Annotated in this window: 26 protein-coding genes; 14 read left to right on the forward strand and 12 right to left on the reverse strand. The window is 71.2% G+C overall.

Annotated features, from left to right (window positions below):
- Window positions 1–59: 59 nt before the first annotated feature.
- From pdxH to ACZ7CD_RS14625, 6 genes are all read right to left on the reverse strand, one after another.
- Window positions 60–716 (reverse strand): pyridoxamine 5'-phosphate oxidase, encoded by a 657-nt coding sequence (gene pdxH / locus ACZ7CD_RS14600; RefSeq protein ID WP_360385627.1) that lies wholly within the window; start codon window positions 714–716, stop codon window positions 60–62.
- Between the two features lie 156 nt (window positions 717–872).
- Window positions 873–1574, reverse strand: a complete 702-nt coding sequence (locus ACZ7CD_RS14605) for an urease accessory protein UreD (protein ID WP_470379049.1) — start codon at window positions 1572–1574, stop codon at window positions 873–875.
- A complete protein-coding gene (ureG, locus tag ACZ7CD_RS14610; protein WP_470369532.1) occupies window positions 1571–2206 on the reverse strand; it encodes an urease accessory protein UreG in 636 nt (211 codons plus the stop codon). Before ureG ends, ACZ7CD_RS14605 begins: the two co-directional genes overlap by 4 nt.
- Window positions 2196–2807 (reverse strand): urease accessory protein UreF, encoded by a 612-nt coding sequence (locus ACZ7CD_RS14615; RefSeq protein ID WP_470369676.1) that lies wholly within the window; start codon window positions 2805–2807, stop codon window positions 2196–2198. Before ACZ7CD_RS14615 ends, ureG begins: the two co-directional genes overlap by 11 nt.
- The gene (locus tag ACZ7CD_RS14620) at window positions 2804–4483 is read right to left on the reverse strand and encodes an urease subunit alpha (protein ID WP_470379120.1); all 1680 of its coding nucleotides are present in this window, start codon (window positions 4481–4483) and stop codon (window positions 2804–2806) included. The genes ACZ7CD_RS14615 and ACZ7CD_RS14620 overlap by 4 nt, the downstream gene beginning before the upstream one ends.
- On the reverse strand, window positions 4483–5082 hold the full coding sequence (locus ACZ7CD_RS14625; protein ID WP_470379050.1) for an urease subunit gamma: 600 nt from the start codon (window positions 5080–5082) through the stop codon (window positions 4483–4485). Before ACZ7CD_RS14625 ends, ACZ7CD_RS14620 begins: the two co-directional genes overlap by 1 nt.
- Before the next feature lie 196 nt (window positions 5083–5278).
- On the opposite strand from ACZ7CD_RS14625, the gene ACZ7CD_RS14630 reads away from it, so the two are divergent.
- The 5 genes from ACZ7CD_RS14630 to serC all read left to right on the forward strand — a co-directional run bounded on the left by ACZ7CD_RS14630 (window position 5279) and on the right by serC (window position 9819).
- Window positions 5279–6103: an ABC transporter ATP-binding protein gene (locus ACZ7CD_RS14630; RefSeq protein ID WP_470379051.1), complete on the forward strand. Its 825-nt coding sequence runs from the start codon at window positions 5279–5281 to the stop codon at window positions 6101–6103.
- Window positions 6100–6897, forward strand: coding sequence for an ABC transporter permease (locus ACZ7CD_RS14635; protein ID WP_470379052.1), 798 nt, complete (start codon window positions 6100–6102; stop codon window positions 6895–6897). The genes ACZ7CD_RS14630 and ACZ7CD_RS14635 overlap by 4 nt, the downstream gene beginning before the upstream one ends.
- Entirely contained in the window at window positions 6876–7931 is a 1056-nt protein-coding gene (locus ACZ7CD_RS14640; RefSeq protein ID WP_470379053.1) for a sensor histidine kinase, read from the forward strand. The genes ACZ7CD_RS14635 and ACZ7CD_RS14640 overlap by 22 nt, the downstream gene beginning before the upstream one ends.
- Complete coding sequence (locus tag ACZ7CD_RS14645; RefSeq protein WP_360385613.1) at window positions 7928–8530, forward strand: response regulator transcription factor; 603 nt, start codon at window positions 7928–7930, stop codon at window positions 8528–8530. Before ACZ7CD_RS14640 ends, ACZ7CD_RS14645 begins: the two co-directional genes overlap by 4 nt.
- 161 nt (window positions 8531–8691) lie before the next feature.
- On the forward strand, window positions 8692–9819 hold the full coding sequence (gene serC, locus ACZ7CD_RS14650; protein ID WP_470379054.1) for a phosphoserine transaminase: 1128 nt from the start codon (window positions 8692–8694) through the stop codon (window positions 9817–9819).
- Between the two features lie 57 nt (window positions 9820–9876).
- Here serC and ACZ7CD_RS14655 read toward each other — a convergent pair whose 3' ends face one another.
- Genes ACZ7CD_RS14655 through ACZ7CD_RS14670 form a run of 4 tightly spaced genes read right to left on the reverse strand, consistent with a single transcriptional unit; the run spans window position 9877 to window position 13200 of the window.
- Entirely contained in the window at window positions 9877–10989 is a 1113-nt protein-coding gene (locus ACZ7CD_RS14655; protein WP_470379121.1) for an ABC transporter permease, read from the reverse strand.
- Between the two features lie 29 nt (window positions 10990–11018).
- Window positions 11019–11669, reverse strand: coding sequence for an ABC transporter ATP-binding protein (locus tag ACZ7CD_RS14660; protein WP_470379055.1), 651 nt, complete (start codon window positions 11667–11669; stop codon window positions 11019–11021).
- Window positions 11666–12718, reverse strand: coding sequence for a peptidoglycan-binding protein (locus ACZ7CD_RS14665; RefSeq protein ID WP_470379056.1), 1053 nt, complete (start codon window positions 12716–12718; stop codon window positions 11666–11668). The genes ACZ7CD_RS14660 and ACZ7CD_RS14665 overlap by 4 nt, the downstream gene beginning before the upstream one ends.
- The gene (locus ACZ7CD_RS14670; protein ID WP_360385605.1) at window positions 12715–13200 is read right to left on the reverse strand and encodes a hypothetical protein; all 486 of its coding nucleotides are present in this window, start codon (window positions 13198–13200) and stop codon (window positions 12715–12717) included. The genes ACZ7CD_RS14665 and ACZ7CD_RS14670 overlap by 4 nt, the downstream gene beginning before the upstream one ends.
- Window positions 13201–13289: 89 nt before the next feature.
- On the opposite strand from ACZ7CD_RS14670, the gene ACZ7CD_RS14675 reads away from it, so the two are divergent.
- From ACZ7CD_RS14675 to ACZ7CD_RS14700, 6 genes are all read left to right on the forward strand, one after another.
- Complete coding sequence (locus ACZ7CD_RS14675; protein WP_360385603.1) at window positions 13290–13949, forward strand: response regulator transcription factor; 660 nt, start codon at window positions 13290–13292, stop codon at window positions 13947–13949.
- Window positions 13946–15094 (forward strand): sensor histidine kinase, encoded by a 1149-nt coding sequence (locus ACZ7CD_RS14680; protein WP_470374275.1) that lies wholly within the window; start codon window positions 13946–13948, stop codon window positions 15092–15094. Before ACZ7CD_RS14675 ends, ACZ7CD_RS14680 begins: the two co-directional genes overlap by 4 nt.
- 101 nt (window positions 15095–15195) lie before the next feature.
- Window positions 15196–16119 (forward strand): septation protein SepH, encoded by a 924-nt coding sequence (gene sepH / locus ACZ7CD_RS14685; RefSeq protein ID WP_360385599.1) that lies wholly within the window; start codon window positions 15196–15198, stop codon window positions 16117–16119.
- Window positions 16120–16168: 49 nt separating this feature from the next.
- Window positions 16169–16486, forward strand: a complete 318-nt coding sequence (locus ACZ7CD_RS14690; RefSeq protein ID WP_470379057.1) for a hypothetical protein — start codon at window positions 16169–16171, stop codon at window positions 16484–16486.
- A gap of 64 nt (window positions 16487–16550) precedes the next feature.
- Complete coding sequence (locus ACZ7CD_RS14695; RefSeq protein ID WP_470379058.1) at window positions 16551–16934, forward strand: hypothetical protein; 384 nt, start codon at window positions 16551–16553, stop codon at window positions 16932–16934.
- Window positions 16935–17010: 76 nt separating this feature from the next.
- The gene (locus ACZ7CD_RS14700) at window positions 17011–17433 is read left to right on the forward strand and encodes a hypothetical protein (protein ID WP_360385593.1); all 423 of its coding nucleotides are present in this window, start codon (window positions 17011–17013) and stop codon (window positions 17431–17433) included.
- Here ACZ7CD_RS14700 and ACZ7CD_RS14705 read toward each other — a convergent pair.
- Window positions 17420–17644 (reverse strand): hypothetical protein, encoded by a 225-nt coding sequence (locus tag ACZ7CD_RS14705; protein ID WP_458429536.1) that lies wholly within the window; start codon window positions 17642–17644, stop codon window positions 17420–17422. The genes ACZ7CD_RS14700 and ACZ7CD_RS14705 overlap by 14 nt on opposite strands.
- A gap of 124 nt (window positions 17645–17768) precedes the next feature.
- On the opposite strand from ACZ7CD_RS14705, the gene ACZ7CD_RS14710 reads away from it, so the two are divergent.
- The 3 genes from ACZ7CD_RS14710 (at window position 17769) to ACZ7CD_RS14720 (ending at window position 22342) form a co-directional block, all read left to right on the forward strand.
- The gene (locus tag ACZ7CD_RS14710) at window positions 17769–19541 is read left to right on the forward strand and encodes an ABC transporter ATP-binding protein (RefSeq protein ID WP_360385589.1); all 1773 of its coding nucleotides are present in this window, start codon (window positions 17769–17771) and stop codon (window positions 19539–19541) included.
- A complete protein-coding gene (locus ACZ7CD_RS14715) occupies window positions 19538–21379 on the forward strand; it encodes an ABC transporter ATP-binding protein (protein ID WP_470379059.1) in 1842 nt (613 codons plus the stop codon). Before ACZ7CD_RS14710 ends, ACZ7CD_RS14715 begins: the two co-directional genes overlap by 4 nt.
- Window positions 21380–21730: 351 nt before the next feature.
- Complete coding sequence (locus ACZ7CD_RS14720) at window positions 21731–22342, forward strand: DUF2537 domain-containing protein (RefSeq protein WP_360385585.1); 612 nt, start codon at window positions 21731–21733, stop codon at window positions 22340–22342.
- Here the strand turns inward: ACZ7CD_RS14720 and ACZ7CD_RS14725 are convergent.
- The gene (locus tag ACZ7CD_RS14725; protein WP_360385583.1) at window positions 22339–23130 is read right to left on the reverse strand and encodes a TrmH family RNA methyltransferase; all 792 of its coding nucleotides are present in this window, start codon (window positions 23128–23130) and stop codon (window positions 22339–22341) included. The two genes, ACZ7CD_RS14720 and ACZ7CD_RS14725, sit on opposite strands and share 4 nt — an antisense overlap.
- Window positions 23131–23251: the final 121 nt, after the last annotated feature.

A 23251-nucleotide genomic window follows, 5' to 3' on the forward strand; every position in this document is an offset into this window, starting at 1 on the left:
GCGAAAGGGCGCCTCCCGCCCACAGGAGACGCCCCCTCGCGAAAGCCTCGCGCCGCGGACTACGGCGCTACTCGCTCGACCTGCCAGCCGTCGCGGCCCAGGCGGAACCGCAGCCGGTCGTGCATCCGGTCGCGGCGGCCCTGCCAGAACTCGACCTCCTCCGGCCGGACCCGCCAGCCGCCCCAGTGCGGGGGGACCGGGATCTGCTCGGTGTCGGCGAACTGCCGCTCGATCTTGTGCAGCGCCGAGTCCAAAGTGGAACGGCCGGCCACCACGCGCGACTGCGGCGAGGCCCAGGCACCGATCTGCGACCCGCGCGGCCGCGAGTTCCAGTACTCGGCGGTCTCGACGGGCCCGACCTTCTCGACCGTGCCGCGGACGTGCGCCTGGCGCTGCATCGCGAACCACGGGAACGTGGCGGAGGCGTAGCGGGTCGCCATCAGGTCGTGCGACTTGTTCGAGGTGTAGTTGGTGAAGAACACCACGCCGCGCTCGTCGAGGCCCTTGAGCAGCACCGTGCGCGAGGACGGGCGGCCCTGGGTGTCGGTGGTCGCGAGGACCATGGCGTTCGGTTCCGCCAGACCGGCGCGGGAAGCGTGGTCGAGCCACAGCTGGAGCTGTTCGTGCCAGGTGGCGGCAAGCTCCGACTCGGCGAGCGAGCCCTGCTCATAAGACACGCGCATCGCGGGCAGAGCGATGTTCGTGGTCTCCGTCATCGGCGAACCTCCCAGCACAGCGCAGAACTCGTGGTCCTTGGACCCGCGACCATACGCACGGCGACCCGATCCCGAAACCGCCTGCGCGGTGATGACCACCACCTGAACAGTGACTGTCCGTGGTTTGAACGGATCTGGATCGAATACGTGATCGAGTCAGATGGCGTCGAGCACACGTGTGACGGTGACCACGTCTTCACCCAGTGCGGTGGCAAGGGATCCGCCCGCCGCCAACGGCACGACGTTCCACCACTCACCGCCGTCAGCGGGGCGCTCGACGGCGTCCAGGTGCACCTGGCTGCCCAGGACGCGCTTGCCGGCGAGCCCGGCCGCGGACGCGTCGACCGCCGGGTCGCCGACGACGAGCTGCTGGTGCAACAACGGCGTGCCGCACCGGGTCGCGCGCACCGACGTGGAGAGCGCACCGGCTTTCTCGCCGACGCGGCCGAGCACCAGCACCTCGCGCAACGACAACACCGCGTGACCGTCCAATTCGGCCTCCACCACTGCGGTGTGACGCGCGCGGCCCGTCACGACCGTGGGCTCCGGCAGGTACCGGGCAGTGCCCTCGATCGTGAACCGCACGACCGAGGACGACTCCGCACCGGACGGGCCGGGCAGCGCCAGCGTCGCCGCCACGCCCCGCAGGTCCAGCGCGGCACCGGGACCGACCGCGACGTCCAGCTCCAGGGCGTCCCCGCCGAGCGGGGACGTCACGGAGCTGACGAGGTGCACCAGCGCGACCGGACCGGCGCGGCGGTGCGGCACCAGCGTCAGGGGCGCCTGGGAGCGCAGGACGCGCACGACGCTGTTGCCGTGCCGGTCGAGCTCGACGACCAACCGCGCGGACGCCCTCACAGCTGCGCCAGCACCCACTTCGCGACCTCGGGCGCGTCCGGTGTCTCCACCAGCGACTGCGCGATCACCGGCAGCTCGCCGCGCATCCGGTGCGCGTCGGAGGTCATCACGTCCAGGTCGGCGCCGACCAGCGGGGCGAGGTCGGTCTTGTTGATCACCAGCAGGTCGGCGGTCGTGACGCCGGGGCCGCCCTTGCGCGGCACCTTGTCGCCGCCGGCCACGTCCACGACGAAGATCTGCCTGTCGACGAGGCCGCGGGAGAACACGGCGGTCAGGTTGTCGCCGCCGCTTTCGATGATCACCAGGTCGAGGCCGGTGAACCGGTGTTCCAGGCGTTCGACGGCGTCGAGGTTCGCGGTGATGTCGTCGCGGATCGCGGTGTGCGGACAGCACCCGGTCTGCACGGCCTCGATGCGCGCCGGGTCCAGCACGCCCGCGCGGCGCAGGAAGTCGGCGTCCTCGGTCGTGTAGATGTCGTTGGTGACCACCGCGAGCTCCAGCTGCGCGCCGAGAGCACGGCACAGCGCGGCGGTCAGCGCGGTCTTGCCGCTGCCGACGGGGCCGCCGATGCCGATGCGCGGCGCCTTGCCGTGGTGGTGGTCGTGCGGGTCAGGACCGTGGTCAGCTCCCAAAGAGACGCACCCCTTCACGTCGAACATGAGCCTCCGCCAAGAGGTCCAAGGCGGGTGAACCGAGCGCGGGCAGCTCCTTCGCGGCCCGCGCGGCGACCTCTTCCACCGGAAGCGCCGCCACGATCGCGTTGACCCCGAACGGGTCGAGTCCCAGCAGCCGCACCGCCGCGGACGCCGGTCCGCTGACGGCGAGGTAGGCGCAGGTCAGCGCGGCCTCGACCGGGTCGTCGACCAGCACGCCGATGACCAGCGGCTGGTGCGGGTCCGGCGGCAGGTCGCGCAGGCGCGCGGACGGCCACGCCCGCCGGGCCGCCCGCAGCATGCCGCGGCCCTGCGCCCGCGACGCCGCGCGCTGGGCGGGCGAGGGCGTGCGGGCGTCGAGCTCGGCGTCCAGCGTCGCGAGGTCCTCACCGCGGGCCGCGGCGGCGGCGAACCCGGCCGCGAGCAGCCCCGCGGTCTGCAACCGCCCGCGCAGGAACGACTCCAGCGACGGCTCGTCGTGCACGAGCCGCCGGGTGGCCGCCTCCTCCAGGCCACCGGAGTGCACGTGCCCGCCGCCGGGGAAGCGGGAGTCGGCGAGGATCAGCGCGGTCAGCATCAGAACAGGAAGTACCGCTGGGCCATCGGCAGCTCGGCGACCGGTGCCGGTTCCACCAGCTCGCCGTCCACGTGCACGGCGAAGCTGTCCGGGTCGACCCGGACGTCCGGCAGCGCGTCGTTCAGCACCATGTCCGCCTTGGACACCGAGCGGGTGTTCTCCACCGGCAGCACCCGCCGGGCGTACCGGTCGCCGATACCGGCCTCGACCGCCTCCGGTGCGACGAAGAAGACGCTCGACGCGGCACCGGCCGTGGCACCGAACATCGGCCGCGCCCACACCGGTTGCGGCGTCGGGATCGAGGCGTTCGCGTCACCCATGGCACCCCACGCGATGAAGCCGCCCTTCAGCACGACCGACGGCCGCACGCCGAAGAACTTCGGTTCCCACAGCACGAGGTCGGCGAGCTTGCCGGGTTCGACCGAGCCGACCTCGCCGGCGATGCCGTGCGCGATGGCCGGGTTGATCGTGTACTTCGCGACGTACCGCCGGGCCCGCAGGTTCGGGTCGAGGGTGTGGCGCTTCGACATCACGTGCGCGGTCTGCCAGGTGCGGATGACAACCTCGCCGACCCGGCCCATCGCCTGGGAGTCGGAGCTGATCATCGAGATGGCGCCCAGGTCGTGCAGCAGGTCCTCGGCGGCGATCGTGGTCGGGCGGATGCGCGACTCGGCGAACGCCAGGTCCTCGGGCACCGACGGGTTGAGGTGGTGGCAGACCATCAGCATGTCGAGGTGTTCTTCGAGCGTGTTGACGGTGTGCGGGCGGGTCGGGTTGGTCGACGACGGCAGCACGTTCGGCAGTGAGACGACCCGGATGATGTCCGGTGCGTGCCCGCCGCCCGCGCCCTCGGAGTGGTAGGCGTTGATCGACCTGCCACCGATGGCGTCCACTGTGGACTCCAGGAAGCCGGCCTCGTTCAACGTGTCCGTGTGGATGGCGACCTGGACGCCGGACTCGTCGGCGATGCGCAGGCACGCGTCGATCGCGGCGGGCGTGGTGCCCCAGTCCTCGTGCAGCTTGAACCCGCCCGCGCCACCGCGGAGCTGTTCGCGCAGCGCTTCCTCGGAGACCGTGTTCCCCTTGCCCAGCAACAGGACGTTGACCGGCATGTGGTCCATCGACGTCAGCATCCGGTCGAGGTACCAGGCGCCCGGCGTGACCGTGGTGGCCTTCGTGCCCTCCGCAGGGCCGGTGCCGCCGCCGACCAGCGTGGTCAGGCCGGACGCCAGCGCCTCGTCCACGACCTGCGGGCAGATGAAGTGCACGTGGCAGTCGATGCCGCCCGCGGTGAGGATCTTCCCGTTGCCGGACAGGATCTCCGTCGACGGGCCGATGACCAGGCCGGGGTGGACGCCGTCCATCGTGTCCGGGTTGCCCGCCTTGCCGATCGCGACGATCCGGCCGTCCCGCACGCCGACGTCGGCCTTGACCACACCCCAGTGGTCGAGCACCACGGCACCGGTGATCACCAGGTCCGGCGCGCCCTCGGCACGGGTGGCGATCCCCTGCCCCATCGACTCGCGGACCACCTTGCCGCCACCGAAGATCACCTCGTCGCCGGAGCCGGTGCCGCGGCTCAGGTCCTCGGTGACCTCGATGAACAGGTCGGTGTCGGCCAACCGGACCTTGTCGCCGACGGTCGGGCCGAGCAGCTCGGCGTAGCGCTCCCGGTCGATCACCGCTGCAACCCCCTGACGATCCGCAGGCCGGCCAGCGGAACGAGCGACACCTCGCGCTCGACGCCGGGTTCGAAGCGCGTCGCCGTGCCGGCCGGGATGTCCAGCCGGTAGCCGAAAGCGGCCTCCCGGTCGAACTCCAGCCCGGCGTTGACCGACGCGAAGTGGAAGTGCGAGCCGACCTGCACGGGCCGGTCGGCGGCGTTGACGACGGTGAGCACGACCCGCGGCCGGCCGGGGTTGAGCTCGACCGGTTCGCTGCCGACGACGACCTCGCCCGGGGCGGGACCGGCGGACGGTGCGATCGGGTGGTGCACCGTGACGAGCTTCGTGCCGTCCGGGAACGTCGCCTCGACCTGCACCGAGTCGATCATCTCCGGCACCCCGCGCATGACCTGCTCCGGCGCGAGCACCGTGCGGCCGCTCTCCATCAGCTCGCTGACCGTCCGCCCGTCCCGCGCGCCCTCCAGCACGTGGTCGGTGATCAGCGCGACGGCCTCGGGGTAGTTCAGCAGCACTCCGCGTTCGAGCCTCCGCCGCGCCACGTCGGCAGCGACGTGCACGAGGAGCTTGTCCCGTTCATGCGGCGTCAGGTGCACAGCTTCGTTCTACCACTCGAAAGCCGTTTACCGCCCAGTGGAAACCTCGCCGAAACACGAACGCACGCGGGGAGCTTTCGTTCACCAGGAGCGCACGAAAGGGCCCCGCGTGCCGCCGTGTCCACCGACCGGTGGACAACCGGGGTCGGCGGGGCGGTCGTCCCGGAGAGGCACCCGTGCGCCGGAGGATTTGTGCATGAACGCGATTCGAGTGCGAGGGCTGGAGAAGGCCTACGGGGGGCACCGGGCGGTGGCCGGGGTGGACCTCGACGTCGCCCGCGGTGAGGTGTTCGCGGTCCTCGGGCCGAACGGGGCCGGCAAGACGACGACCGTGGAGATCCTGGAGGGCCACCGCGACCGGGACGCCGGGGAGGTGAGCGTGCTCGGCGGCGACCCGGCGAAGGCGGGGCGGGTGTGGCGCTCGAAGCTCGGCATCGTCCTGCAGAGCGCGAGCGACGCCGCGAACCTCACCGTCCGCGAGGCCGTGCGGCACTACGCCGGGTACTACGCGGACCCGCGTGACCCGGAGGAGGTCATCGACCTCGTCGGGCTCACCGAGAAGGCCAAGGCTCGCGCCGGCACGCTGTCGGGGGGTCAGCGGCGCCGGCTGGACGTGGCGCTCGGCATCATCGGGCGGCCGGAGCTCGTGTTCCTGGACGAGCCGACCACCGGGTTCGACCCGGAGGCGCGCCGCCAGTTCTGGGACCTGGTCCGGCTGCTGGCCGCCGAGGGCACCACGATCCTGCTGACCACGCACTACCTCGACGAGGCAGAGGCGCTCGCCGACCGCGTGGCCGTGCTCGCCGACGGCCGGATCGTCGCCGAGGGCACGCCGCGGACGCTCGGCGGCCGCGCACACGCCGACGCCACCGTGCGGTGGCTGTCCGACAGCGGCTACACCGAGATCCGCACCTCCGAACCCACCAAGGCCGTCGCCGAGCTGTCCCGCCACGGCGAGCTCGCCGAACTCACCGTCACCCGGCCGTCGCTGGAGGACGTCTACCTGGAGCTGATCAAATGACCACCACCGTGCTTCCCGGAACCCTGCGGCTCGGCCTCGCGAGGGGTGCGGCCGAGCTGAGGGACTTCTTCCGGCAGAAGGAGAACCTCATCTTCACGGTGTCGTTGCCGGCGCTGCTGATGCTGCTGCTCGGCACCGTCTACGTGAAGGAACCGGCCGCCGCGCAGATGTTCGCCGCCAGCATGATCGGCGCGGGCATCATCTCGACCTCGTTCGTCGGGCTCGGCATGAGCGTCGTGGCCGACCGCGAGGACGGCACCCTCAAGCGCCTGCGCGGCACGCCGATGCCGTTCACGTCCTACTTCATCGGCAAGATCGTCCTGGTCTTCGTGACGAGCCTGTTCGAGGCGGTGCTGCTGGTCGCGGTGGGCGTGCTGCGGTTCGACCTGGAGCTGCCGGCGACCGCGGCGAAGTGGGGCACGTTCGCGTGGGTGTTCGTGCTCGGCGTCGTCTCGTGCTCGCTGATCGGTGTCGCGCTCAGCTCGATCGCGACCTCGACCCGCAGCGCGGCGGGCGTGCTGAACCTGCCCTACATCGTGCTGCAGTTCCTCAGCGGCGTGTTCATCATGCAGTCGGCGCTGCCAGAGTCGCTGCGCACGGTGGGGTCGTTCTTCCCGCTCAAGTGGGTGTGCCAGGGTTTCCGCTCGGTGTTCGCTCTGGACGAGAACTACGCGGTCATGGAGGCGGCGGGATCATGGGAGCTCGGCAGGACCGCCCTGGTGCTCGGGGCGTGGACGCTGGTGGGCCTGGTGGGGGTCAGCCGGACCTTCAGGTGGACGAACGGCAGTCGCTGATCACCTGGTACGTGCTCTTCGCGGTCACCCAGGCCACCGCGCTCGTCCTCATCCTGATCGACAACAACACCCTCGCAGACCGCCTGACGGCGGCGGGGTTGCTGGGACTGAACGCGCTGTGGTTCCTGTTCTACGGCCGCAGGCTGGTCCGGCGCGGGCACGAGGACTGGCACGGGTTCGTCTACGCCGCCGGCTCGCTCGCCACGTTCGCGCCGGCGGTGTGGTTCAGCGGCAACGCGACCTTCGCGCTGTTCGGCCTGGTGCCGCAGATCTACATGGTGCTGCCGACCGCGTGGGCGTTCCTGCCGATGGCGGTGTTCGTGTTCACGCCGCAGATCCTGACCTGGGCCGCGGGCGCCGTGCCCGCGCTGCCCTGGCCGGCCGCGCTGCTGATCATCGGCTTCTCGCAGGCCTTCGGGTGGGCGATCAGCCAGATCTCGCGGCAGAACGCGCAACGCGGTGAGCTGCTGCACCGCATCGAGGCGCTGACCATCGAGGCCGAGCGGGCCCGGTGGTCGGCGGAGATCCACGACACGCTGGCGCAGGGCTTCACGTCGATCATCACGCTGCTGCAGGGCGCGCAGCCGAACGTGGAGCTGGCACTGGCCACGGCACGGGAGAACCTGCGCGAGGCACGGGCACTGGTCGCCTCCACCGCACCGTCGCCTTTGGACGGTTCGTCGCTGGAGGACGCGTTGCGGCGCCTGGTGACCGGTGCGGCGCTGCCGTCGGCGTTCCGGGTGATCGGCGACTCGGTCGCGCTGCCGACGTCGGTGGAGGTGGTGCTGCTGCGGACGGCCCAGGAGGCGCTGACCAACGTGCTGCGGCACTCCGGTGCGTCCCGGGTGGACGTCGTGCTGCGGTTCGACGCCGACGGCGTGTCGCTGGAGGTCCGCGACGACGGCCGCGGCTTCGGCGACGCACCGGAGGGCTTCGGCCTGCGGGGCATGCGCGCCCGGCTGGAGCAGGTGGGTGGCAGGCTGTCCCTGTCGTCGGACGAGGGGGCCTCGGTGCTCGTGGAGGTGCCGCTGTGATCAGGATCCTGCTGGTGGACGACCACCCAGTGGTGCGGCAGGGCCTGCGCGGCATGCTCGTGGCCGCGGACCTGGAGGTGGTCGGTGAGGCCGGTTCCGGTGCCGAGGCGATCTCCCAGGCCGCGGCGCTGCTCCCGGACGTCGTGCTGATGGACCTGCGCATGCCGGAGATGGACGGTGTGGCCGCGACCGCCCGGATCGTCGGGACGGGCCCGCGCGTGCTCGTGCTGACCACCTACGAGACCGACTCGGACATCCTCCGCGCGGTGGAGGCGGGCGCGTCGGGCTACCTGCTGAAGGACTCGACGACCGAGGACCTGATCGCCGCCATCCGCGCCGCCGCGCGCGGGGAGACGGTGCTGGCGCCGTCGATGGTCGCCAAGGTCGTCGGCCAGGTCCGGACCCCGCCGCTGTCGGCGCGGGAGGCCGAGGTGCTGCGGCTGGTCGCGAAGGGCCTGTCGAACGTCGAGATCGGACGGGCGCTGTTCATCTCCGAGGCCACGGTCAAGACGCACCTGCTGCGCGTGTTCAACAAGCTCGGGGTGTCCGACCGGACCGCAGCGGTCACCACGGCGATGGAGCGCGGGATGCTGCGGTGACGCGCCGAGCTCCCCGGCCCCACCGCACGCCGGGCGGCTTCCGGCAGTGACCCAGGACACCCGCCTGTCACCTGCCGGCCACCGGCCTGCAACACTGTGAACTCCGGCAACGGCGCCGGTCAGGTCCGTTAGAAGACTCACCGCCCCGGAGGCGTGACCACATGACCCAGACCGCCGATCCGACCTCGTTGGTGCTGCCCGCCGACCTCAAGCCGTCCGACGGCCGCTTCGGCTGTGGACCGTCCAAGGTGCGCCCGGAGGCCGTGCAGGCCCTGGCCACCGAGGGTGCGGCCCTGCTCGGCACGTCGCACCGGCAGAAGCCCGTCAAGAACCTCGTGGGCCGGGTGCGGTCCGGTCTGCGCGAGCTGTTCGCGCTGCCCGACGGGTACGAGGTCGTGCTCGGCAACGGTGGCACGACGGCGTTCTGGGACGCGGCGTCCTTCGGGCTGGTCCGCGAGACGGCGCAGCACTTCACCAACGGTGAGTTCTCGTCGAAGTTCGCGAAGGTCACGCAGACGGCGCCGTTCCTGAAGGACTCGCTCGTCACCAAGGCCGAGCCGGGCACGGCGCCGGAGCTGTTCTACGCCGAGGGCGCCGACCTGGTCGGCTGGGCGCAGAACGAGACCTCGACCGGTGTGGCCATGCCCGTCACCCGCATCGAGGACTCCGGGCAGGCGCTGATCGCCATCGACGCCACGTCGGGCGCGGGTGGCCTGCCGGTCAAGGCCGAGGACTTCGACGTCTACTACTTCGCGCCGCAGAAGTCCTTCGCGAGCGACGGCGGGCTGTGGCTCGCGCTGATGTCGCCGAAGGCCCTGGAGCGCGTCGAGGAGCTCAAGGACCGCTGGGTGCCGGAGTTCCTGTCGCTGCCGACCGCGCTCGACAACTCCACGAAGGACCAGACGTACAACACGCCGTCGGTGGCCACGCTGTTCCTGCTGGCGCACCAGATCGACTGGATCAACGGCAACGGCGGCCTCGACTGGGCCGTCGCGCGCACCAAGGACTCGTCGGACCGGCTCTACTCGTGGGCCGAGAAGACCGCGTACACCACGCCGTACGTCGAGAAGGCCGCTGACCGCTCGCAGGTCGTCGGCACGATCAACTTCTCCGACGACGTCGACGCCGCCACCGTGGCGAAGGTGTTGCGCGCCAACGGGATCGTGGACGTGGAGCCGTACCGCAAGCTCGGCAAGAACCAGCTGCGGGTGGCGATGTTCCCGGCCATCGAGCCGAGCGATGTCACGACCCTGACCCAGGCGATCGACTGGGTCGTCGGCCAGCTCTGACAGCGCACGCGGGGAGCTTTCGTACTCTCGGAGAGTACGAAAGGTCCCCGCGTGCGTTCAGGCAAGTGCCTCGGTGGGGGATTGGCGGGCGGCCCGCACCGCCGGGTAGAGCCCGGAGATCGCGCCGATGAGGATCGCGGCGCCCACTCCCCCGAGCAGGGCGGGCCACGGCAGTGCCGCCGGCCACCGCTGGCTGATCGAGTACCCGGCTGTGACCGCGACTCCCACGATCACGCCGACCAGCCCGCCGAGCCCGGACAGCAGCACCGACTCGGTGAGGAACTGCCACCGGATCTGCCGCCGGGTCGCCCCGAGCGCCCGCCGCAGCCCGATCTCCCTGCGCCGTTCCAGCACCGAGATCACCATCGTGTTCGCCACGCCGACACCGCCGACGAGCAGCGCGACCCCGCCCAGGCCGAGGAACAGGGCGTTGTAGGAGCTCTCCGCGAGCTTCTGCGCTTCCAGCGCCTCCGAGGGCCGCGACACCTTGACCTCGTTGGCCTGCTTCGGGTTCAGCGTCGGGCCGAGCAGCCTGCGGACGTCGTCCACCTGGTCGGGCGTGGTGCGCACGTAGACCGTGCCGGCGTTGCCCTCGAACCCGAACGCCTCCTTGGCCGCTTCCCAGCCGACCAGCGCCGAACGGTCGATCTCCGGCGAGAGCGGCAGCGGGCCGAGAATGCCGACCACGGTGAACCACTGGCCGTCGATCCACAGCTGCACACCGGGCTCCTGCACGCCCAGGCGCGCGGCCGCGGTGCCCCCGAGCACCACCGACTTCTCCCCCGGCGACAGCCACCGGCCGGCGCGGACCTCGGCGTGCAGCACCGCGAGCAGGTCCTGTTCGGCGGCCTGCACCTGCAGCCCGAGCGTGTCGCTGGCGGGCACCAGGTCGTTCTTGCGGACGCTCGCGGAGATCTTGCCCGTCGCGCTCGCCGCCGACACCGCGCCGATCCGCCTGGCCATCGGCACCGCGGTCTCCGGCAGCTTCGCGTCCTGGCCGAAGAAGTCCTGGCCGGGTGCGGCGGTGAGCAGGTTGGTGCCCAGCCTGGACATCTCCTCCCGCAACGCGGCGGCGCTGGAGGCGGGGATGCCGACGACCGCGACGACGGCGGCGATGCCGATCGCGATGCCCAGTGCCGACAGCACGGCGCGGACCGGGCGGATCCTCATGCCGAAGAACCCGAGGCGCAGCAGGTCGATCACACGACCACCCCGTCGCGGACCTCGACCCGGCGCGGTGCCCACGCCGCGATGTCCCGGTCGTGGGTGATCATCACGATCGTCGTGCCGTCGGAGTTGAGGCTGTCCAGCAGCTCCAGCACGCCCGCGCCGTTCTTCGTGTCCAGGTTGCCGGTCGGTTCGTCGGCCAGCAGGATTCTCGGCGTGTTCACCACGGCCCGCGCGATCGCGACCCGCTGGCGTTCACCACCGGAGAGCTCGTGCGGCTTGTGCAGCGCCCGGTGGATCAGCCCGACCCGGTCCAGTGCGGACATCGCCATCGAACGCCGCTTCGAGCGCGGCACGCCGGCGTAGACGAGCCCGGAGGCCACGTTCTCGATGGCGGACAACCCGTCCGTGAGGAAGAACTGCTGGAACACGAACCCGATCGTGCGGGCCCGCAGCGCCGAGAGCGCGTTGTCCGACAACGACGAGATGTCGTGGCCGTCGATCTCGACCCGGCCCATCGTGGGCTTGTCGAGCGTGCCCATCAGGTGCAGCAGCGTCGACTTCCCCGAACCGGACGGTCCCACGATGGCGAGCATCTCCCCGCCCCCGACGGTCAGGGAGACGTCGCGCAGCGCCTGCACGCCACCGGGATAGGTGCGGCTCGCGCGGTCGACGGTGATCACTCGGTGGTCACCACCTTCACACCCTCGCGCAGGCCGTTGCCCTGGACCTCGACCTGGCCCTTGGCGAAGATGCCGACGGTGACCGGGATGGTCCTGCCGTCGTCGGTGACGACGCCGTAGCCGCCCTCGGCCGACGCGAGCAGCGCGCCGATCGGCACCGCCAGGACGTCCTGCTTCTTCGCCACGGTGAACAGCGCCGTGACGTTGGCGGTCTCGACGCCTTCCGCGGCAGCGGGGTCGTCGACGGAGATCGTCAGCACGATCTTGGCCTTCTGACCCTGGTTGGGGTCGCCCGCCGTGCGGGTGATGCCGGTGATCGTGCCGGTGGTGGGCTTGCCGCCGGTGATCGACAGCTCGACCTTCTCGCCCTGCTTGGCGAGGCGCTGCTTGGCCGTGTCCAGCTCGACGGTGACCGCGCGTTCGGTGCCGGTGACCTTCATCAGGTCACCGCCGGCGGGGGCGCCGAGCTGGGCGGTCAGCGCCGCGACCCGGATGGCGCCCGGCTGGACGACGACGTCGCCGGTGCCGAGCTTCCCGGTCTGCTCCAGGCCGTTGGCCTTCTGCCACTTCTTCAACGCCGTGGCGGTGTAGTAGGTGAACTTCTCATCCGGAGTGCCGAAGTCCTTGTACCCCAACGCGGCGAGGTTCTCCTCCACCACCTTGACGTCGGGTCCGTTCGACATGCCCTGTTCGAGGTCGCGGTAGAGCGGCAGCGCACCGTAGAACAGCGGCACCGGCTTGGCGTCCGCGTGGAACACCGGCTTGCCCTGCTCGATGACGGCACCCTGGTTCGGCAGCCCGGTGACGGTGCCGCCCTTCCGGCTCGCCAGACCGCGCTCGGCACCGAAGCCGAGCTGGCCGGTCAGCTGCTGCTGGTCGGCGAGGTTCGTCCGCTTCACCGGCACCGTCTTCGCCGGGTCGTTCCGCAGCGGTGCGGCGTTGGCCTGATCGGCCGCGACCCTCGTGAGGACCACGACCCCGCCGGTGCCGAGCACCACCGCGGCGACGAGCGCGGCGACGACGACCTTCCTGTTGACGCGGCGGGTCATCCGACGGGCCTCGCCGCGACCATGCCCTCACCGAGGCCGCAGTCCTTCATGTCCTGCTTGACCTTGTCGTTCTCCAGGTCGGGGAGCTCGATCGTGTCGGTGGGGCCGCCGCCCTCGAACTGCGGGTCCGGCCAGTTGTAGCCCCTGTCGCGCATGCACTTCGCCTGCTGGCGCAGCTTGTCCTGCTCCTCGGGCGACGGCGGCTTGAGCTCGCCGCCGTTGGGCAGGTGCTGCTTGCAGGCCTCGTGGGCGGTCTTCATCTTGTCCTGGTCGAGTGCGACGCCGTCCTCGCCGCCGATCGCGATGCCGACGCGGCCGTCGTCCTGCGGGTCCGGCATGTTGATGCCGTTCTCCCGCATGCACTGGGCGAACTCGACCATGTCGCCCCTCTTCTGGTCGTTCTGGGCGGCCGGTTGTTCTTCCGTCCCGCAGGCGCTCAACGCGAGGAGCAGCCCCAGCAGCACAGCGGTGGTGGTCTTCATGGCGACAGGTCTACGGAGGACGTCATTCGACGGCGTTAAGCGAAAGGCTTTATCCAGTGCTTATGCCCCGTTCGCGGAGACTGTGCGGCATGCGTGTGCTGGTGGTCGAGGACGAACGGCTGCTCGCGGACACGGTCGCCGAGGGCCTGCGCCGGTTCTCGATGGCGGTCGACGTCTGCTACGACGGGGAGGCGGCCCTCGAACGCGTGGGCGTGCACGCCTACGACGTGGTGGTGCTCGACCGGGACCTGCCGCTGGTGCACGGCGACCAGGTGTGCGGGGCCGTGCACGCCCGCGGTGGTGAGGCGCGGGTGCTGATGCTGACCGCGGCGGCCGAGGTGGACGACCGGGTCGCCGGGCTGGGGCTCGGTGCCGACGACTACCTGACCAAGCCGTTCGCGTTCGCCGAGCTGGTGGCACGGGTGCAGGCGCTGGGACGGCGGGCGCGGCCCGCGTTGCCGCCGGTGCTCGAACGCGCGGGCGTGACGCTGGACCTGCCGCGGCACCAGGCGTCGCGGGACGGGCGGTTCCTGCCGCTCTCACCCAAGGAGTTCGCGGTGCTGGAGGTGCTGATGCGGGCGGAGGGCACCGTCGTGAGCGCGGAGGAGCTGCTGGAGAAGGCGTGGGACGAGCACGCCGACCCGTTCACCAACGCCGTGCGGGTGGCGGTGATGACGCTGCGCCGCAAGCTGGGCGCACCGCAGGTCATCGAGACCGTGCCCGGTGCCGGCTACCGGTTCGGCCCGTGACGCTGCGGACCAGGCTGACGGCCTGGTACGCGGGGGTGTTCCTGATCGCGGGCGTCGCGCTGGTCGGGCTGAACTACTGGCTGCTCGCGGACTGGTTCCTGCCCGCCGACGGGGTCGCGCTGGCCACGCAGGGGATGGTGACGCGGCCACTGGAGTTGGAGCCGGTGCAGCAGACGGTGGACGTGACCAGGCTGCCCGCGGACGCCGTGGTCATGACGGCCGCGGCGGTCAAGACCGACGTCATGGGCACCGTGCTGTGGCAGTCCGCCATCGCGCTGGTGGTCGCCGCCGTGCTGGCCGCCGGGCTGGGCTGGGTGGTGGCCGGGCGGGTGCTGGCGCCGTTGCACGAGATCACCACGACCGCGCACCGGCTGGAGGCGACCCGGCTCGACCAGCGGATCGAGCTGGAGGGCCCGCCGGACGAGCTCAAGGAGCTCGCGGACACCTTCGACGGCATGCTCGACCGGCTCGCCTCGTCGTTCGACAGCCAGAAGCGGTTCGTCGCGAACGCCTCGCACGAGCTGCGCACCCCGCTGGCCGTGCAGCGGACCCTGATCGAGGTGGCGCTGGCCGACCCGGACGTCACCGAGGAGACGCGCAGGCTCGGCGCGCACCTGCTCGACACGAACGAGCGGAGCGAGAAGCTCATCGACGGGCTGCTGGTGCTCGCGCGGAGCGACCGCGGGCTCACCACGCGTGAGCTGGTGTGGCTCGACGAGGTCGTGGAGGACGAAATCGAGGCGTGCGCGGCACTTTCCGCCGAGAAAAAGGTCACGTTTGCGGTTCGGACACGCAGGTATCTGGTCGACGGCGACCCCGTCCTACTTGCCCAGCTCGTCGGCAACCTGGTGCGCAACGCGGTGCTCTACAACGAGCCGGGCGGGTCCGTCACGGTAGAGCTTGATCAAGACCTCGTCGTCGCGAACACCGGTCCCACCGTGCCTGCGCAGGCGGTACCCGGTTTGTTCGAGCCCTTTCGACGTCTGCGCGACCGCACGGGCACGGCCGGATCGGGCCTCGGGCTGTCGATCGTGCAGTCCGTGGCGAAGGCGCACGGCGGCTCGGCGAAAGCTCGTCCGAACGGGGGAGGAGGGCTGGTGGTCCAGGTGAACCTTCCGGAAACCGGCGTGCGGCAGGGCCCGTGAACTGGCAAGATCACGTAAAGATATCGGCGAGTCTCCCACCTCTTGGCGGCTCGTTGTCTTAACGTTCTTCGCTGGCGAGGTGCAGATTCAGGGAGGCCACGATGCGAGCGCTGCGAGTCATCGGGCTCGACGAGGACGGCAAGTCCGTCATCCTCGAGGACCCCGAAAACCGCGGCGAGCGCTTCAAGCTCCCCGCCGACGAGCGCCTGCGGGCGGCACTGCGCGGTGACCTGGCCCGTCTCGGCCAGATGCAGATCGAGTCGGGCGAGGCCCAGATGCGGCCGCGCGAGATCCAGGCCCGCATCCGCGCCGGCGAGTCGATCGAGCAGGTCGCCGCTGCCGCCGGGCTGCCCACGCACCGCGTCGAGCGCTTCGCCTACCCCGTGCTCCTGGAGCGGTCGCGCACGGCCGACATGGCCCAGCGCGCGCACCCGGTGCGCGAGGACGGGCCGGACGTCCAGACGCTGGGCGAGGTCGTCGCGCACTCCTTCGGGCTGCGCGGCCACGACCTGAGCGACACGTCGTGGGACTCGTGGCGTGGTGACGACGGCCGCTGGATCGTGCAGCTGCACTGGAAGACCGGTCGTTCGGACAACCGCGCGCACTGGGCGTTCCACCCCGGTGCGCAGGGCGGCACGGTCACGGCGCTGGACGAGGCCGCGGTCGACCTGATGGACCCGAACCCGAACCGCACGCTGCGCACGGTGCGGCCGGTGACGCAGCTGGCCCGGCAGGCGCTGGAGGCGGCTCCGGTGATCATCGGCCCCGGTCCCGTGGTGGACGAGCCGGTCGCACCCGCACCGCCGGCACCGGTGGTGGAGAAGCCCGCGCAGGAGGACCTGCCCGAGCCGGAGCCCGTTCCGGCCCAGGCGACGGACTCCCCCGCCACCGCGGTGGCGGAACCAGAGGCACCCGCGGCGGAGAAGCCGGTCCGCAAGGACGCTCCGCCCAAGAGGGGGAAGAAGAACCACCCCATCGTGCCGTCGTGGGAAGACGTTTTACTCGGCGTGCGGTCGAACCGCTGACTGAAGGGCCGACGCCGTCATGGGACGTCGTGTCGCGCTGGCTGCCGGAGTGGGTGCACTCCTCGGGCTGGTCTGGTGGGGGGTGTTCGGACTCATCGCGTCCGGCGCCGTCTGCACGAAGGACGATTACGGGTGCCTCGGCACCGCCGTCATGACCGTGCCGATCTTCACGGTCGTGGCGTCGGCGCTGGGGTGGCTCGCGCTGCGCGCGGCGAAGCTGGCCCGGCCGTGGCTGGCCGTGCCTGCGACGGTCATGGCCGTGGCGACGACGGTGTTCTTCGCGCTCGGGTTCTTCTGGGCGGCCGTGCCGATCTTCGCCGTGTTCTTCGCACTGGCCGCGGTGCTCACCACCCCGCCGCGGTCGTGAAGGTGTTGTGGAGGTTCCGTGCACAACGGCCTGACCAGGTGCTTGATCAGGTAGTCCTGGGCGCATGGTGGTGCGCGTGGTCGTGGGGGCGGTGACCGGAGCGGTCGTCGGCGCGGGTTTTCTGGTGACGCTGCACCAGCTTCCGTCCAGGGGTCCGGCCTACCTGGTGTTCGCGGCAATCCCGGTGCTGTTCGCCTTCTGGACGTTCGTGGCCGGTGTGCTGATCGCCGGCGGGTTCCGGCTGGGGCGGCAGGAGCGCGGCTGGTGGGCGACCGGGATCGGCAGCGGGCTGTGGGTCGTGGTGGTCGTGTCGCTGGTGATGGCGCGGACGTTCTCGAAGCACGCCCACCCGCAGTACGCCGAGACCGCGTTGATCCTCGTGCCGTGTGTGGCCTACGCGCTCGCGGCGCTCTTCACGTCGAGACGTCCCGTGGAGTCACACAGCTGAAAGGTGTGGGACGGCCGCTGCCAGGGGTACCCGTCGGCAGGTTTTTCGGGTCCCCACGAGCGATTACGGTGGCAACGTGACGGAACAGAGCACCGCGGGCAAGACGGGCAAGGCGGGGCGCCGGTTGTTGCTGCGCGTCGTCCTGTCGATGGCCGTCGGCGCCGGGCTGGTGCTCGGCTGGACGTGGGCCTACGAGGGCGGCGTGCTCAAGTCGTGGCTCGACAGCCAGTCGATGTCGGAGTTCCTGCTGCTGGTGCTGGTCGGGCTGCCGCTCGCGCTGGTGTCGTCGCTCGTGCTCGCCGGCCCGGTGCTGTGGGTGTTCGGGGTGCGGCCGGTGTGGCCGGTCATCCTGCTCGGACCGGTGCTGCTCGGCATCGGGCTGTACCTCAAGGTGCACGAGCCGCTGCTCGCGTGGTTCTCGAACCGGCACCACGCCGAGGCGCTGCTCGCGGCCGTGGCCTACGGGCTCGTGGCGTTGTTCACGTTCAAGAAGGCGTAGGCACCTCGTCCAGCAGGTGCAGGTCCCAGCCCTCGCGCTCGCACCAGTCCTCCGCCTCCTCGCGGGAGAGGACCGCCGCGTGCTTCGGGCGCTGCCCGCCGAGGTGGTCCCAGCCGTCGGGCGCCAGGACGTAGTTCACCCCATCGCGTGAGGCGATGAGCCGTCCGTGTGGAAACGCCATCGTCTGCTCGGTGCGCAGAAACCGCGTCATGGTGGTCATCGTGCCCTTGACCTCGACCTATGTCGAGCCGGGAGGGTCGGGGCAGCGAAAAACCGGATGCTGAGTGTCGGTGCTCCTTCGTACTGTCGAGGAACACCAAGAGGGGGCTCATCGCGTGAGCGATCAACGAAACACGACGATCAGGACGTTGCGGAGGTTGTGGCCGTACGTGCGGCCGTACCGCGCGCGGATGACCGTCGTGCTGACGGCGACGATGCTCGCGATGCTGTGTGGGCTCGGCATCCCGTTGCTCACCCAGCGCATCGTCGACGGACCCATCCAGAACAAGGAGACCGCGGTCCTGCCGTGGCTGATCCTGGGCGTGCTGGTGCTCGGGCTCGGCGAGGCGGGCCTGTTCTACGTGCGGCGCAAGCTCGCGGCGCGACCCGCCGCCGAGGTCGAGGCCGCCATGCGCGCCGATCTCTACCGGCACCTGCAGCGGTTGCAGGTCTCGTTCCACGACCGGTGGCAGTCCGGTCAGCTGCTGTCCCGCGCCACGAACGACCTGAGCACCATCAGGCGGTTCGTGGCGTTCGCGATCGTGTTCCTGATCGTCAACTCCGTGGTCATCGTCATCGGCATGGGGATCATCGCGTTCCTGTCGCCGTGGCTGGTCGTCGTGTCGTTGTGCGGCGCGCTGCCGTTGATCGTCATCTCGTACTTCTTCGAGGCGAAGTTCAAGGTCGTCGCGCGCAAGGCGCAGGACCAGGCGGGCGACCTGACCACGACGGTCGAGGAGTCGGTGCTCGGCATCCGGGTGCTGAAGGCCTTCGGGCGCGGCCCGGAGCTGTCGAAGCGGTTCCTGGCGCAGGCTCGTGAGCTGCGCGGGACCGAGCTGAACAAGATCTCGATCCTGGCCGCGCTGTGGTCGGTGCTGATCGTGCTGCCGGAGCTCTCCATCGCGGGCATGCTCGCGGTCGGCGCGGTCGGCATCGTGAACGGCTGGCTCACCGTCGGTGCGCTGGTGGCGGCGGTGGCGGTCAGCGCGTACCTGCGGTGGCCGATCGACTCGATCGGCTGGCTGCTCGCCGAGACGAACCAGGCTGCGGCTGCCGCCGAGCGCTACTGGGAGGTCCGCGACGTCGAGGTGACGATCAGCGGGCCGGAGCGGCCGGTGTCGCTGCCGGAACCGGTGCGCGGGCACGTGCGGTTCGAGGACGTGCGCTTCGCGTTCGAGGACGGCCGCGAGGTGCTCGCCGGTGTCGACCTCGACCTGCGGCCGGGCGAGACGCTGGCGCTGGTCGGCGCGACCGGGTCGGGCAAGACGACGCTGACGGCGCTCGTGCCGCGGCTGGCGGACGTGACCGGTGGCCGGGTGACGATCGACGGCGTGGACGTGCGGGACCTGTCGCTGGAGGAGCTGCGGCGGGTGGTCGGCACGGCGTTCGAGGAGCCGGTGCTGTTCTCCGCGTCTGTGACCGAGAACGTGGCGCTGGGCGTGCCGGACGTCGACGAGGACCGGGTGCGCGAGGCGTTGCGGGTGGCGAAGGCCGAGGAGTTCGTGGACGCGCTGCCGTGGGGGCTCGCGACGCGGATCGGTGAGCAGGGGCTGTCGTTGTCCGGTGGGCAGCGGCAGCGGCTGGCGCTGGCCCGCGCGGTCGTCGGCAGGCCGGCGGTGCTGGTGCTGGACGACCCGCTGTCGGCGCTGGACGTGCACACCGAGGCCGAGGTCGAGGCGGCGCTGCGGCGGGTGCTGCACGGCGTGACGGCGCTGGTCGTGGCCCACCGCCCGTCCACGGTGCAGCTGGCCGACCGGGTGGCGTTGCTGGTCGACGGCCGGATCGCCGCGGTCGGGTCGCACCGGGAGCTGCTGGAGACGAACGACGAGTACCGGCGCCTGCTGTCCAGCACGGACGACGAACTGGTGGAAGAGGAGGTGGCGTCGTGAGCGACGTGGTCGTGCAGCAACAGCGGGAAGAAGAGTGGCGCGGCGTCGCCGCCGAGGAGATCGAGGAGCTGTCGCACTCGACGGGGCTGCGGTTGCAGGCCCGGTCGCGGCGGCTGCTCGGCTCGCTGCTGCGCCCGCACGTCGGCCGCGCCTCGGTCGCGGTCGCGGCGGTCGTCGGCGGCAACCTCGCGAACCTCGCGGGCCCGCTGCTGATCGCCGCGGCGATCGACAAGGGCATCCCGGCCGCCGTCGACGGCGGCACGTCGATCCTGGTGTGGTGCGTCGCCGGGTACGCGGTGTGCGCGGTGCTGATGACGTTCCTGCGCTGGGCGTTCCTGCGGGTGTCCGGCCGGGTCGGCCAGGACCTGCTGCTCGACCTGCGCGGACGGATCTTCCGGCACTCGCAGCGGCTGTCGGTCGGCTTCCACGAGTCGTACACGTCCGGCAAGGTCATCTCCCGCCTGACCAGCGACGTCGACGCGATGCAGGACCTGCTCGAAGAGGGCCTCGACAGCCTGTTCAACGCGGCGCTGTCCGTGGTGGGCATCGCGGTCGTCCTGCTGTGGCTCGACGCACCGCTGGCCGCGGTCGTGCTGGCGGGCTTCCTGCCCGCGTACCTGATCTGGCGCTGGTTCCGCCGCCGTTCGATGGAGGCCTACCGCGGCACCCGCGGTGCCATCGCCAAGATCATCGTGCAGATCGTCGAGTCGATGAACGGCATCCGCGCGGTGCAGGCGTTCCGCCGCCAGCCGCGCAACGAGCAGATCATGACGGGCCTGAACGCCCGGTACCGCGACGCGAACACCGACGCGCTGGGCGTGATGGCCGCGTTCACCGCGACGATCCGCGTCATCGGCAACGTGTCGCTGGCCGTGGTGCTGGCGTGGGGCGCGTACCGGGTGACGTCCGGTTCGCTGGAGCTGGGCGTGCTCGCCGCGTTCACCCTGTACCTGCGCCGCTTCTACGACCCGTTCGACGAGCTGGCGATGTTCGCGAACTCCTACTCCGCGGCCGCGGCCGCGCTGGAGAAGATCTCCGGTGTCCTGGAGGAGGAACCGTCGGTGCCGGAACCCGCGTCCCCGGTGGCCCTGCCGCACGCCCGCGGCGCGGTCCGGTTCGCCGACGTGGAGTTCACCTACCCCGGTTCCGCGCGGATGGTGCTGCCGAAGTTCACGCTGGACGTGCCGGCCGGCCAGACCGTGGCCCTGGTCGGCGCGACCGGTGCCGGCAAGACCACCCTGGCCAAGCTCGTGGCCCGCTTCTACGACCCGTCGGCGGGCGCCGTGCAGCTCGACGGCGTGGACCTGCGCTCCCTGGCGGACGAGGACCTGCGCCGCGCGGTGACGATGGTGACCCAGGAGAACTTCCTGTTCTCCGGCTCGGTCGCCGACAACATCGCCCTCGGCCGCCCCGAGGCCTCCCGCGCCGAGATCGAGGCGGCGGCAGCGGAGGTGGGCGCACACGAGTTCATCGCAGCCCTTCCCGCCGGCTACGACACCGACGTGCGCAAACGCGGCGGCCGCCTCTCCGCGGGCCAACGCCAGATGGTCGCCTTCGCGCGCGCCTTCCTGGCAAATCCCGCGGTCCTGGTCCTCGATGAGGCAACATCGTCGCTGGACGTCCCGACCGAACGCGCCGTCCAGGCCGCCCTGGAAACCGTCCTGGCCGACCGGACCGCGTTCATCATCGCCCACCGCCTGTCCACGGTCCTGATCGCCGACCGCGTCCTGGTCGTGGACGGTGGCATTGTGGTGGAAGACGGCTCCCCCGCGGAGCTGATCGGTGAGCGGGGCCGGTTCGCGGCCCTGCACACGGCCTGGCGCGACTCGCTCGCGTAGCGGCCTGGGTCGCGTTCGCGCCAATGGGGATCTGGCGCGAACGCGATCCCACGACGGCGGCTGGGCCGCCTGGCGGGCGGCGTTCGAAGGCCTTGGCGGTCGCCTGCGGTGGGCCAGGAGCCCCCGGCTGTCGCCTTGAGAGCAGGGCCGGGGTGGGCCCGTCGCCTGCCGCGTTGCCACCAGGACTGGGCTGAGCCCGGACCATGCCGGTCCGTCTCGCTTCGCTCAACCGGCTCCGCCGGTGTCACCAGGCGGAAAGCGGCCGGCTTCCATCGAACAGCGCGGTCGATCGTTCTCCCCGCCCTCCCCCGTCCGATAGGTTCTGCGACGTAACCACCGGAGGAGGGGTTCGTGGAGTTGCGAGTTCGGGACGGCCGCGCCGTGCTCGCCGGGGAGGACGAGACCGGCGAGCGTGAGGTCGACCCGCACAGCCTGCCCCTCGGCGCTGATCTGGCCGAGGCACTGCACGAGTGGGCGAAGGTCGCCGATGCCGTCGTGCGGACCGAGACGCCCGCGGACGGGGTGGCCAGTGCGCTGGTCGCGCGGCGGGGCAAGCAGCTCGCGGGCAGACTCGCGGCGGTCATGAACACGCCGGTGCGGTACACGGACCCGGTGAGCGGCGAGCAGGTCAGCGTCGACGCGCCCGAGGAGGCGGTGGCGGAGCAGACCGTGCAGACGGTGGTGGAGGACCGGGAGGAAGAGCCGGAGCCGACGCCGTGGGGGACGGGGCTGACGGTCAGCTTCATCACGGCCGCCATCGTCACGGTCACGGTCGTGTCGTTGTCGCTCGGGCTGGGTGAGACGAGCCGGTGGCTGGCGCTCATCGCCAACGTGCTGGTGGTGGGTGGCTTGGCGCCGAGTGTGTGGCTCGGGCGCAAGGTGCCGGTGTGGCGGTGGGTGTCCTACGGCGTGGTCACCGGGGTGCTGGTGGCCTGGGTCGTGCTGATCCTGACGCTGCTCTAGAGGAGCGCGTAGAAGGCGACGGCGCCGGCGGTGGCCACGTTCAGGGAGTCCACGCCGGACGACATCGGGATGCGGACGGCGAGGTCGGCCGCAGCGATGGCCTCGTCGGTGAGGCCCGGGCCCTCCGAGCCGAGGAGGACGGCGACGCGGCGGCCGCGCAAATTGGCGTCTGCAAGATGCAGGGCAGCGGGGCGTGGCGTGAGGGCGGCAACTGTATAACCCTTTTGCCTCAACATGTTCAGCGTCACGGGCCACTGATCCGTGGTAGCGAACGGGACGCGCAGGACGTGGCCCATCGAGACGCGCACGCTGCGGCGGTAGAGGGGATCGCTGCAGCCGGGGCCGAGGACGACGCCGTCGATGCCGAGCGCGGCGGCGTTGCGGAAGATCGAGCCGAGGTTCTCGTGGTCGCCGACGCCCTCTAGGACGGCGAGGCGCTGGGCGCCGTCGGTCAGGGTGTCCAGGTCCACGGCGGGAGCGCGGTCGGCGGCGGCCAGCACACCGCGGTTCAAGTGGAAACCGACGACCGACGCCATAACCTCCGCTGACGTCACGTAAGCAGGAACGTCCAGCTCAGAGAGGTCGAGCGCCTCAACGCGGCGGCGCACGCCGAGCAGTCCGCGCACGGGGTACGGGGAGGCCAGCAGACGTTCCACCACGACCACGCCCTCGGCGATCACGAGACCGCGCCCACCCGGCCGGTCGGGCCTGCGGTCGGCCGTCGACAGGTCGCGGAAGTCGTCCAGCCGGGGGTCCGCGGGGTCGTTGATCTCGATCACTGTTGCCACGCGGGAAGTTTTGCACCCGGCTCGTCGTGGAACAGGCCGGGTAGTCCGGAGGGCGGAACGCCGCACGCCCGACCAGGGGATGATCGCTGGTTGTTACCCCGACGTGACAGAGAGCACCGAT

The organism is Lentzea sp. NPDC036949 (assembly GCF_055608075.1).